Genomic DNA, 11408 nt, shown 5'->3' on the forward strand with positions numbered 1-11408 from the left:
GCTTCCTTCAGATGTACGACCCACGGCGCCCTCCCCATGGATACTCGCGAACCGAGCCCAGGCCGGTCACCAGATCGCCGCCAACCGCCCAAAGCGGCGCCCCGCTGATCGGACGGCGACGAGCAGCGGCCGGCGACGGCGCCGGGCGCAGAGGCCAGCCGGTGGTCAGCCGGCGGCAGCCCCGCGAATCGTGAGGAACGGTGGCGTGGTTAGTTGGGAGGGTGACGGAGAGCTGGCTGGACCTTCCCGCGGCGAGAGTGGACGAGGCGGCCCGGCTGCTGCTCGGCTGGCGGCTCACCGCGAACGGCGTGACCGTGCGGCTGACCGAGATGGAGGCCTACAGCGGACTCGGCGCCGATCCCGCCAGCCACGCCCACCGGGGCCCCACCACTCGCAACGCGGTGATGTTCGGACCGGCCGGCCGCCTGTACGTCTACCAGATCTACGGCATGCACTTCTGCGCCAACATCGTCTGCGGTGAGGACGAACGGGCGGCCGCGGTACTGATCCGCGCCGGCGAGGTCGTCGACGGGCTGGAACTGGCGAGACAGCGGCGCCCGGCCGCCCGGCGGGACAGCGACCTGGCAGCCGGCCCGGCGAAGCTGATGCAGGTGCTCGCCCTGGACAAGGGCGCCAACGACACGTCGGTGATCGACGGCACCGGCCCGGCAACGCTCACGGAGCCTGATGGTCCGATCGGAACGATCGTGGCCGGACCGAGGGTCGGAGTGACCTCGGCGCACGACGTGCCGTGGCGGTTCTGGATCGCCGACGATCCCACAGTCAGCGCCTACCGACGGCACACCCCACGCCGCCGAACAGGGTGAGAAGCGCGCCCTGATGATCGGGCGTTTCGGGAGGCGGGCGGCGGGTAGGCGCTGCGCATGACACCGGATGCCAGCGTGACCTTCGTCGGTAACGCCACCACCGTGCTGCGGCTGGGCGCGTTCACCCTGCTCACCGACCCGGCCTTCGGTGCGGCCGGCAGCCGCGTGCACCTGGGTTACGGCGCGTGGACGCGGAGGCTGCGGGATCCGGCAATGACGTACGCCGAGTTGCCGCCGCTGGACGGGATCATCCTGTCGCACCTGCACGGCGATCATTTCGACAAGGCCGCCCGTGAGGTGATTCCCCGGGACCTGCCGATCGTGACCACCTCGGAGGCGCAGCGCCGGTTGCGCCGTCGCAGCTTCTCGGCGGTGCGGGGGCTGCCGACCTGGGAGGCCGAGGAGTGGCGGCGGGACGGGCAGGTTCTGCGGGTCACCGCCCTGCCGGGGCGGCACGGTCCCGGCTTTGCCGACCGGCTGCTGCCGGATGTGATGGGTTCGCTGGTGGAGTGGGAGGTGGACGGTCAGCGGATGCTCCGGCTCTACATCACCGGCGACACCCTCTACCGGCCGTTCCTGAGCGAGATCCGCGACCGGTACGGCGAACCGGACGTGATGCTCATCCACCTAGGCGGCACCAAGCTGCTGGGCCTCACGCTGACCATGGACGGGCGGCAGGGCGCCGAGCTGACCGATCTGATCAGGCCCCGGCTGACCCTGCCCATCCACTTCGACGACTACAAGGTGATGAAGTCACCGCTCAGCGACTACCTCACCGCCTGCGGCACCCGCTCCCTGACCGGCATCCACACCTTCGAGCGCGGCGAAACGTTCAGCCTGAACTCGATGATCACGCAGGGGAACCGGCCGGCGTAAACGCCGGTGTGAAGACGCCGAGACGACGGGTGGGCCGGGTCAGCGCCACGTAGAGATCGTTCACACCGCGCGGCGACTCCGCCACGATCCCGGCCGCGTCGACCACCACCACGGAGTCGAACTCCAGCCCCTTCGCTTGGGCGACAGTGAGCAGGACCGCGCTGTCCTCAGGGTCGGCCGACACCGGCAGCGCCGCGGCGAGCACGTCCCGGCGGGCAGCGGGCACGATCACGGCGAGCCTGCCGTCGCCGGCCTGCGCGATCTCATCGATCACGAGCTGGGCGAGGCCGGCCAGGTCACCGGTCTCCTCCCACGGCTCGATCCCGGACTCGCGCACCGGGCGGGGCGGTGTGATGACCGCGCCTGCGGCGGCGAGAGCACGGCCGGTGTACGCGAGAATCTCCGCCGGTGTCCGATAGCTCACCGTCAACTCGGTCAGCCGCCACCGATCCGCCACGTACGGGCTGAGCACCTCCCCCCACGACGCCGCCGTGCCCAGGGCCCCGGTCTGGTCGAGGTCACCGACGACCGTCATCGACCGGCTCGGGCAGCGCCGCATCAGCAGCCGCCACGCCATCGGCGACAGCTCCTGCGCCTCGTCGACGATCACGTGCCCGAACGCCCAGCGGCGGTCGGCGGCGGCCCGGGCGGCGGCGGACTGCCACTCCCGGTCCTCGTACCGCTCGGCGAGCATGTCGGCCTGCATCACGTCGGCCACGTTCGGGATCGCCGCCTCGAAGTCGTCCTCCAGTTCGTACGACTTCGAGCCGGCCGTGATGTCCAGGACGCCCTGCGCATATCCGAGCCGGATCCGCTGCTCACGTTCGGCCCGCTCGCGGGCGGCCCGATCGTCCTCGCCGAGCAGCTCGGCGGCCTCGTCCAGCAGCGGCACGTCGGCCGGCGTCCACCCGCCACCCGGTTCGCGGCGCAGCGCCTCCTGTTCCTCGGCGGTCAGTTGCGGCACCACCGACGGATCCGCGTAGAACCCGGTGAGCAACTGCTCGGGGGTGAGCAACGGCCACAGCCCGTCGATGAGCGCCCGCACGCCCCGGTCGGCGGCCAGGTCGGCGCGGATGTCGGCGAGATCCGCCTCGTCCAGGACGTTGGAGGAGGTCAGGGCGTCGTCCTCGCCGAGCGGGTCGGCCCAGAACGGGTCGTAGCCGATCCGTTCGGCGACCTGGGCGGCGAGGGCGTCCAGCACCGCGGTCTCGAAGATCGGGCGGGCGAGGTTGTGCTGGCGACCCGAGGTGCGGGCCCGTTCGCGAGCCGCCTCGGCAGCCGCCGGCTCGAGACGCAGCACGTGGCGGTCGACCACGATCTCGACTGTCTCGTGCGGTACGCGCTGCACAGCCCGTACCACTGACTGCAAGGTCTCCACCATCGTCGCGCGACCCTTGATCTCCGCGGCGCCCGGCGGCTCCGGCCGCCGCGCCGTCACGCCCGGGTGGAGATCACCCGGCGTGGCGAGCAGCACGCCCGTCTCGGCGAGCGACGGGAGCACCTGCGAGATGTAGCGCAGGAAGGTGGCGTTGGGCCCGACGATCAGCACGCCGCGTGCGGCCAGCTGATCACGGTGCGTGTAGAGGAGGTAGGCGGCGCGGTGCAGCGCGACAGCGGTCTTGCCGGTGCCCGGACCGCCCTGTACGACGAGGACTCCACCGAGGTCGGCACGGATCACCCGGTCCTGTTCGGCCTGGATGGTGGCCACGATGTCGCGCATCCGGCCGGTCCGGTTCGCGGTCAGCGCGGCCAGCAGGGCGGCTTCTCCGGTCACCGGCGCGGAGTCGCCGGCCCGGTCCGGATCGAGGATCTCGTCGTCGATGCCGATCACTGTCCGCAACCGGGTGCGGATGTGGCGACGGCGTGTCATGCCGTAGGGGGTGACGGCGGTGGCGACGTAGAAGGGGCGGGCGGCCGGTGCGCGCCAGTCGACGAGCAGCTGCCGGTCGGTGTCGTGCAGGCCGATCCGGCCGATGTGCAGCGGTGTCCCGTCGTGCGGGTCCAGGCGGCCGAAGCAGAGTCCCTGCTCCACGGCGGCGAGCTGCGCCAGGCGTTCGGCGTAGTTGCCGGTGAACGCGTCGCGCTGGGACCGGGCCTGCGGGGTGCCGCCGTTCTCCCGCCGGGATGCGGCGAGCCGGCGGTCGGTCTGGTCCCGTAGTTCGTCGAGGTGGTCGTAGAGGAGGGTGAGGTGGCGCTGCTCTTCCGCGAGTTCTTCGGACGAAACACTTGACAGACTTGACACTGCTGCTCCCATGGCTTAATCTAATGGTGGGTTTGTAGGCACTTTTCACGGATAGCTAGAGGCAACTGCCTACGATAGCTCCAATCCGGCCTGCCGTCGACACCCCTCCCGGTAGCGTTCCGTTTGATGATCACGCACCGAGGACTGCTGGGGCTCAGCCTGATCTGCGGTGTCGCCGTGGTGTGGTCCGCCGCCCTCATCGTGGCGCTTGCCGCCGGGGCACGGCCCTTCCACTCGGCCGTCGCGGTCGGCGTCGCCGCCCTGCTCACCGTGCCGGGCTTCGCCATCGGGATCCTGAGCAACCGGCGCGGCTACCGGACCCGCGCACCCCGCAAACTCTGGGACCTCGCCTCCTGGGTCCCGCCCCACGTGCCCGTCTGGGCCGCCCTGCTCGCCGGGGTGATCTTCTTCGGCTTCTGGCTCTCGATCGTGCTCGCCTTCACCGCCCTCGACGGCAAACCCGAGGTCCGCGACGGCCGGTACGTGCTGCAGGACAGCAATCGGGTGATCGAGGTCAGCCGGGTGACGTACGAGCGGCAGATGGACCACGAGCAGCAGATCTCCCTCGGCGTGCTCGGTGCCTTCGCGGTGGGCGGCTCGTTCCTCTGCGCCGCCCGGGCCACCGACCACGACGGCTGACCGGCGCCCGCCCCTTCCCGGGGCACCGGCGATTATCGTGTTCCGGTGGAGATGCGCCTCTGGTCCGTGACCGCCGAGTCCGCGGCGCTCGCCATGGCCGGTCCGGGCGCGGAGACCCACGTCAGCCCGGACACCGTCCTGGCCGCCGGACCGGACACCATCGTGGTGGTGGTCGAGGGTGGCGTGCGTACGGCCGAAGACCTCGCCGTCACCGGACCGTTCCCGTCCCGCATCGCCGCGCGCCTCACCGCCGAACCGGCGCCGACCCTCCTGGCCTTCGCCCGCCTCCCCGAAACCCCCTCCCCCGAAGCGGAAGCAACGCTTACCGAAGCGGAAGCACCGCAAGCAACGTCTTCTGAACCAGCAGAAGGCTGCCTCGCCCTCGGCTCGGCCCGGGTGATCCGTCTCGGCCGCCGCCGGGGCGCGCTCCAGGACCTGAGCCTCTACCTGGAAGCGCCACTCCCCTACGACCTGCTGGATCGGGTACGCCCGACCGGCCCACCCCCCGAACAGCCCGGCCTCGACTGGCTGGACCTGCTCCCCGGCGACCCGATCACCGCGCTGGAACAGTTCGTCACCGGCTGGTACGCCGACGTCCCGCCCGCCCACGACGCCCCGGAACCCGCCACCGCACAACCCGAGCCGCTGCGAGCCTTCCACCGGGCCGCCGCCGGGCGCACCGGCCTCTACGACGGCGGCTCCCTCCTGATCTTCCCCGAGCTCGGGGACGGCTTCGCCTTCGCCCAGGAGGGTGACGGGGTCTTCACCCTGCACACCGAGGCCGGCGAGAACCCGCCGGTCTGGTACCACGGGCTCAGCGACCACCCGCTGCGCGAACGGGAACGGCTCAGCGGCTTCCTGATGCTCACCGCACTGACCCGCGCCGCGATGGACAGCTCCCCCGGCGGCATGGCGTTCGTCGACCGCGCCCAGCTCAAACGGATCGTCGCACCGATGCGGCGGGTGCCGCTGCGGCCGATGCGCTGGCCCTGCGCGCGGTCGAGGTTCTACGCGGAACCCGGCCTGGTCGTGCTGGCCGGCGACGACCACGCGGACTGGTACGAGGTGTACGTGGGCGCCCGGCACCGCTCCCTGCTGCGCCGCTTCCGCAAACTCGGCCTGGACTGGGAACGCTTCGACGGCTGAAATCGAGTAGCTTCTCCGCGTGAACGAGTTGCTGGAGCAGTTGCGGACAGCCGCACACAACGAGCGCTGCACCGTGCTGTGGAAGTTCCAGGACCGGCCGGACGCTGCCGAGGTGCTCCGAGGCGTACGCCGGAATGGTCCTGGTCGTCTGCGGGCCGCCGCCCTGGAAGCTTTGATGTTCGTCGGCGGCGAAGCCGCCCTCGCCCCGGCCGACGTGGCCGCCGCCGAGCGACTGATCCGAATCCGCCGCCGCACCGAGCCGGTCGGCCCGCTCTCCTCCTGCTGGACGACCTGGTGGTGCGTGCGGAGCACCGACCAGGAAGCGGTGATGGCCGCGATCGGCCTGACGGCTCCCCGCCCGGTGACCTACCACCTGGCCGCCGACCTGGTCGACATCCTGGAGCACGACAAGGAGACCGACGCCGACCTCGTGATCGTGGGTGCCGCCGTGAACGGGTGGGTTCCGGTCGTGGGGCCGTGGTGCGACGCGTTCAACGAGCGGTCCGCCGAGGTCCAGCGGATCATCGAGCGGCTCAGCACCACGTTCGGCGAGGCGCACGCCTTCTACTTCGGCGCGCAGGGCGACGGATCGGCCTGGCTGGTGGCGCGCGAGGGCGTGACCGTGCGGCGGTTCGACAGCGAGGAGCCGGAGACCTCCACCGGCGAACCGCTGGAGATCGAGCGCGCGTGGCTGGCCGAGCACGGCATCACCGGCCCGCCGGAGGCCAACATGGAGCACGACGACATGTTCGACTTCTTCGACGCCAACGTGCTGGCAGCGGCGATCAGTGTGGACATCGGCTGGCACCTTCCGGAGGAGCCGGACGTGGCCGGCCTCCCGGTGATGGCCACCGTGCCCGGCGCCGCCCCGATGCTGCTCCCCCGCGGGAGCTACCGGATCAGCGGCAGCTGAACTGCCGCTGACCCGGGGAAACTCACTCGCTGATCGCGTCGATCAGGTCGCCGACCGGGCGGTCCGGCAGCGCGCGGGCCACGTCGGCGACCGCGACGATGCCGACCAGCCGGTGGCCGTCGATGACCGGCAGGCGGCGCACCTTGTGCTGGCTCATCGTGCGCAGGATCTCGGTGACGTCGTCGTCAGCGCCGACGGTGACCGGCTTACCGGCCGCCAGCTCGGAGGCGGTCACGTCGCTCGCGTTGCGCCCCTGTGCCAGCGCCTTCACGACGATGTCGCGGTCGGTGAGCATGCCGTGCAGCCGGTTGTCCTCGCCGCAGATGGGCAGGGAACCGACGTTGAGCTCGGCCATCTTCCGGGCGGCCTCCGCGAGCGACTCCTTCTCGCCGACGCAGGTGACGTCCCGGGTCATGATGTCGCGGGCGGTTGTCATGAGTGGACACTCCTTTCCCTACGGTCACACCGTTTCCTACGGTCACACTGTCACCACAGGGCGTACCCGCCTCAGACCATCGCAATCGTCGCTGCCACCTCGTCGACGAGTTCGCGGGCCAGGAAGCCGACCCGGCCGTACCGCGGGGCCAGCCGGCGGCCGCTCATCGAGTGGGCGTACGCCGCCCAGCAGGCCGCCTGCTCCGGGTCGCTGCCCCGGCCGAGCAGTCCGGCGACGATGCCCGCGCGCACGTCGCCGCTGCCGGACGTGCCGAGGCCGGCGTCGCCGCTCTCCTCGCGCCAGGCGCCGCCGCCGGGCGCCGCGATGTGGCCGTAGATCGAGACCACGGCGCCGTACCGTTCGGCCAGCTCCCGGGCCGCGCCGGGCAGGTCGTCGCCGGGATCGCGGCCGAGCATGTGCTCCGCCTCGACCAGGTTCGGGGTGAGCACCGCACGTTCCTGGCGCAGCAGGTCCCGGTCCTTGCTGAGCGCGCCGAGGGCGTACGCGTCGAGCACCACCGCCGACTGCTGTCCGGCCGCACCGAGCACCTCCCGCATCAGCCGGGTGGTGTGGTCGATGTCGTCGAGGCCGGGGCCGAGCGCGATCACGTCCGCGGCCTCGGCCATGCTCAGCACCTCGTCGGAGGTGTCACCGTCGCGCGGCAGACCGACCACTTTGGCCTCCGGCACCGCGATGCTCAACGCGACAGCGGACTCGCTCGCCACCACCAGCTGGAGCCGGCCGGCACCGGCGCGCAGCGCGGCGACACCGGCCAGCAGGACCGCGCCGGGCGTGGAGCGGGCGCCACCGACGACCAGCACCGTGCCCCGCGACAGCTTGTCGCCCTCCGGGTCCGGCAGCGGCCAGTCCTGGAGCAGGGCCGGGGTGATCACTCGTTCATCGGACCGGCTGGTCATCAACGACCTCCTGCTTGGTGGGCGGGGTGTCCTCGCGGTGCAGGTGCTCGACCGCGTTGAACAGGTCGGGCTCGAGACGGTCACCGGAGCGGCGCCAGCTGCTGATCGAGCAGTTGGCGATCGCCGTACGGTGAGCCAGCTCCATCAGCTCCTTCTCGCTCAGCCCTTCGGCGAGATAGCGCACCATCAGCACGGTGGCGTCGTGGGCGAAGAGCACCACGCGGCCGCCCGGATGGTCCTCGCGGATCTCGCGCAGCAGCGCCCGCAGCCGCAGCAGCACGTCCGCCCAGGACTCACCGCCCGGCGGCCGGTAGTAGAACTTGCCCAGCCGCGCCCGCCGGGCGGCCTCCCCCGGCAACCGCGCCTGCACGCCCCGCGCGGTGAGCAGGTCGAGCACACCGAGCTCCCGGTCACGCAGGCGCTCGTCGACGATCACCTCGACGTCGGTGCCGCGCAGGGCGATCTCCGCGGTCTGGCGCGCCCGCAGGTAGGGCGAGACCACCGCGAGCCGCGGCTGCTGCTCGACCAGCAGACGGCCGAGCGCGTCGGCCTGCTCCCGCCCCAGGTCGGAGAGCGGGACGTCGGCGTCCCGCTCCGGGATGTCGATCGCTTCGGCGCCGGTGGTCTCGGCCTGCTCGGCGATCACGTTGCCGGTGCTGAGCCCGTGCCGGACCACGGCGAGCCACTCCAGTTGCTCCATGCCCGGGGCTTTACCCCATCCGGGAGCGGTCCTATCGCGCCGGCGCGCAGGCGTTCACCGCTCCGGCCTGAGCGAGCAGGCGGTCCCTGGTCCGGGTCAGTTCCTCGATCGCCACCCGCATCGACTCGGTGCCGCGGACGTCGCCGGCCACCTCCCGCACCGCCGTGAGCATCTCGGCGGTCGCGGTCATCGAACCGGCCGCGGCCGTGAGCCGGCCGACCAGTTCCTCGCGGACGAGCTGAAGCATCGGTTCCAACGGGTCACCTCCGGAAATCTCCGGCGACCGGTACCGGCCGCGTTCGAAGGGAACCCATCGGCCGCGCGGCAGCGTCCCTGAGAAACGCCGGCTTCCTATGAATCGTCGGACAACTGCCGATGAGACAACCATGTCCTTCCTGAGCCCGGGCCGATCCCGGGGCCGCCTCCTCGTGGCCCTCGGTCTGGTCGCCTTCCTGATCGGGTGGTTCACCATCGGCCTGGTGCACGTCTGGCCGTACCCGATCATCGGCTGGCTGCCGCTGCCGCTGCTCTCCGTGCTCGCCACGTACGAGTGCTGGCGTACCTACCGCAGCGCGCAGCTCGACCAGGCCACCCGCCGTTTCTGGCGAAGCGTCGGCGTCGCGTGCGCGATCCTGCTCCCCGGCAACCTGAGCGCCATGTACGACGCGTTCGGCGGCCCGGAGCTGTCCCAGGAGCTCGGCGTACGCACTCAGGGCATCTACGTCACGGCGCTTGCCGTGGTGCTCTGGGCGCTGCTGCGGCTGCCGACCTGGCAGCGCACCCGCGGCGACTGGCTGCGGTTCGCCCTGGACACCGGCATCATCCTGCTGACCGGCGCCGTGGTCGCCTGGCACTTCTGGATCAGCCGGATCGACTTCAGCGACTCGCCGGACACCGCACCGCAGGCGTTCACCGCGATCGTCACCCTCTCGATGATCTCGCTGATCACCTTCGTCAAGGTGGGTTTCGCCGGAGCCGGCCGGCTCGACCGGGGTGCCCTGTACATCCTCGCGGCCGGCGTCGCCCTGGCCGCCTCCACAGCGGTCGTCGCGCCGATGATCGCCGACAAGCCGCACCTGTCGACGAGCCTGCTGGCGTTACCGATGTCGCAGATGTCGGTGGTGCTGGCCGGCCGCCGGCAGCGCCGCAACACCTCCGCCCCGCCGCCGCAGCGCCCGGCCCGGCGCCGGTTCAGCGTCGCGCCCTATCTGGCGATCGCCCTGCTCTACGCGGTTCTGCTCAAGGTCGAGATGCCACAGGGTGGCGCCGACGCCATGATGGCGATCGCCGTGACCTCGGCAACCGTGCTGGTCGTCCTGCGCCAGCTCACGACCCTCACCGACAACGCCCGGCTGCTCGACACCGTCGACACCAACCTGGCGCAGCTGCGGTCGTACCAGAAACAACTGGACCACCAGGTGACGCACGACGCGCTCACCGGCATCGGCAACCGCTCGGCGTACACCGAGGAGATCTCCGCCCGGCTGTCCGACGGCGAGCCGTTCGTGGTGGCCCTGCTCGACCTGGACGACTTCAAGGTCATCAACGACCGGTACGGGCACAACACCGGCGACGCCCTGCTCCAGACGATCAGCGAGCGCCTGCGGGAGCGGCTGCGTGCCGAGGACACCGTGGCCCGCCTCGGTGGTGACGAGTTCACCCTGCTGCTGCCCGGCCTCGACGTCGCCGAGACCGACGTGGTGCTGCGCGAACTGCTGGCGTCGGTGCAGCGGCCGGTACTCGTCGACGGGCACGAGATGGTGCCCCGGATCAGCGTCGGCGTCACCGCCAGCGACCCCGACGACGCCGCCGGTGAGCTGCTGCGCCGGGCCGACGTCGCGATGTACGCCGCCAAGAAGAACGGCGGCGGCCGGTGGACCTGGTTCGACCCGATCATGGACCAGCTCGCCGACAGCGACGCCCGCCTCAGCTCCGACCTGCGCCAGGCCCTGGCCCGCGACGAGCTGTTCCTCGTCTACCAGCCGATCGTCGAGCTGCCGGACGGCCGGCTCACCGGCGTGGAGGCCCTGATCCGCTGGCGCCACCCCGAGCACGGCTTCGTGTCACCGGCGGTCTTCATCCCGCTCGCCGAACGCAACGGCCAGATCGTCGAGCTGGGCCGCTGGGTGCTCGAGGAGGCCATCCACCAGGCGGCGACCTGGCAGCGCGAGTACGGCGACAACGCCCCCGGCAAAGTCAGCGTCAACGTCTCCGCCCGCCAGCTCAACGAACCCGGCTTCCCCGCCGAGATGCGGGCCCTGCTCTCCGCGGCCGGGCTCGACCCGGCCCGGCTCGTGGTCGAGGTGACCGAGACCGCGGTGCTCGGCACCGGCGTGGGCCTGGACGTGGTGCGCCGGCTGCACGAGATGGGCCTGAGCATCGCGCTCGACGACTTCGGCACCGGCCAGTCGTCGCTGAGCCTGCTGGTCGACTGCCCGGTGACCTGGCTGAAGGTGGACAAATCGTTCGTCGACGGGGTGACCTCGCAGAGCCCGCAGGCGGTGATCGTCGACAGCCTGATCGGGATCACCCGCGGCCTGCGGATGGAGGCGGTCGCCGAGGGTGTGGAGACCGCCGAGCAGGCCGAACGCCTGCACGCGGCGGGCTACCGGTTCGCGCAGGGCTACCACTTCGCCCGCCCGATGCCCGGCTCGGACATCGAACTGCTGATCGGTACGACTCCCTTAACACCGGCCCGGTCCCGCCGATGAG

11 protein-coding genes are annotated in these 11408 nt (G+C 71.5%); 6 read left to right on the forward strand and 5 right to left on the reverse strand.

The annotated features are described in order from the left end of the window. Positions 1-221 precede the first annotated feature (221 nt). Positions 222-827 carry a DNA-3-methyladenine glycosylase gene (locus ACFQV6_RS20990; protein WP_378029228.1) on the forward strand — a complete coding sequence of 202 codons (606 nt, stop codon included), beginning with the start codon at positions 222-224 and terminating at the stop codon, positions 825-827. A gap of 57 nt (positions 828-884) precedes the next feature. Then, complete coding sequence (locus ACFQV6_RS20995; RefSeq protein WP_378029229.1) at positions 885-1703, forward strand: MBL fold metallo-hydrolase; 819 nt, start codon at positions 885-887, stop codon at positions 1701-1703. Here ACFQV6_RS20995 and ACFQV6_RS21000 read toward each other — a convergent pair. After that, on the reverse strand, positions 1678-3957 hold the full coding sequence (locus tag ACFQV6_RS21000; RefSeq protein ID WP_378029230.1) for a HelD family protein: 2280 nt from the start codon (positions 3955-3957) through the stop codon (positions 1678-1680). The genes ACFQV6_RS20995 and ACFQV6_RS21000 overlap by 26 nt on opposite strands. 114 nt (positions 3958-4071) lie before the next feature. Between ACFQV6_RS21000 and ACFQV6_RS21005 the strand changes: the two genes are divergently transcribed. From ACFQV6_RS21005 to ACFQV6_RS21015, 3 genes are read left to right on the forward strand one after another with little or no spacing between them, the layout of a single operon-like run. Beyond that, complete coding sequence (locus ACFQV6_RS21005) at positions 4072-4584, forward strand: hypothetical protein (protein ID WP_378029231.1); 513 nt, start codon at positions 4072-4074, stop codon at positions 4582-4584. 51 nt (positions 4585-4635) lie between these two features. Beyond that, positions 4636-5730: a hypothetical protein gene (locus ACFQV6_RS21010; RefSeq protein WP_378029368.1), complete on the forward strand. Its 1095-nt coding sequence runs from the start codon at positions 4636-4638 to the stop codon at positions 5728-5730. A gap of 19 nt (positions 5731-5749) precedes the next feature. Then, on the forward strand, positions 5750-6643 hold the full coding sequence (locus ACFQV6_RS21015) for a hypothetical protein (protein WP_378029232.1): 894 nt from the start codon (positions 5750-5752) through the stop codon (positions 6641-6643). 22 nt (positions 6644-6665) lie between these two features. On the opposite strand, the gene ACFQV6_RS21020 is transcribed toward ACFQV6_RS21015, so the two are convergent. The 4 genes from ACFQV6_RS21020 to ACFQV6_RS21035 all read right to left on the reverse strand — a co-directional run bounded on the left by ACFQV6_RS21020 (position 6666) and on the right by ACFQV6_RS21035 (position 8952). Beyond that, complete coding sequence (locus ACFQV6_RS21020) at positions 6666-7079, reverse strand: CBS domain-containing protein (RefSeq protein WP_378029233.1); 414 nt, start codon at positions 7077-7079, stop codon at positions 6666-6668. 71 nt (positions 7080-7150) lie between these two features. Next, on the reverse strand, positions 7151-7996 hold the full coding sequence (locus ACFQV6_RS21025; RefSeq protein WP_378029234.1) for an NAD(P)H-hydrate dehydratase: 846 nt from the start codon (positions 7994-7996) through the stop codon (positions 7151-7153). After that, positions 7977-8696: a histidine phosphatase family protein gene (locus ACFQV6_RS21030; RefSeq protein WP_378029235.1), complete on the reverse strand. Its 720-nt coding sequence runs from the start codon at positions 8694-8696 to the stop codon at positions 7977-7979. Before ACFQV6_RS21030 ends, ACFQV6_RS21025 begins: the two co-directional genes overlap by 20 nt. A gap of 31 nt (positions 8697-8727) precedes the next feature. After that, entirely contained in the window at positions 8728-8952 is a 225-nt protein-coding gene (locus tag ACFQV6_RS21035) for a hypothetical protein (RefSeq protein ID WP_378029236.1), read from the reverse strand. Positions 8953-9082: 130 nt separating this feature from the next. On the opposite strand from ACFQV6_RS21035, the gene ACFQV6_RS21040 reads away from it, so the two are divergent. Beyond that, positions 9083-11407 (forward strand): putative bifunctional diguanylate cyclase/phosphodiesterase, encoded by a 2325-nt coding sequence (locus ACFQV6_RS21040; protein WP_378029237.1) that lies wholly within the window; start codon positions 9083-9085, stop codon positions 11405-11407. The last annotated feature ends 1 nt before the right edge of the window (position 11408 follow it).

The sequence above is a fragment of the Actinoplanes sp. GCM10030250 genome (genome assembly GCF_042666575.1).
In the GTDB taxonomy this organism is placed as follows: Bacteria; Actinomycetota; Actinomycetes; order Mycobacteriales; family Micromonosporaceae; genus Actinoplanes.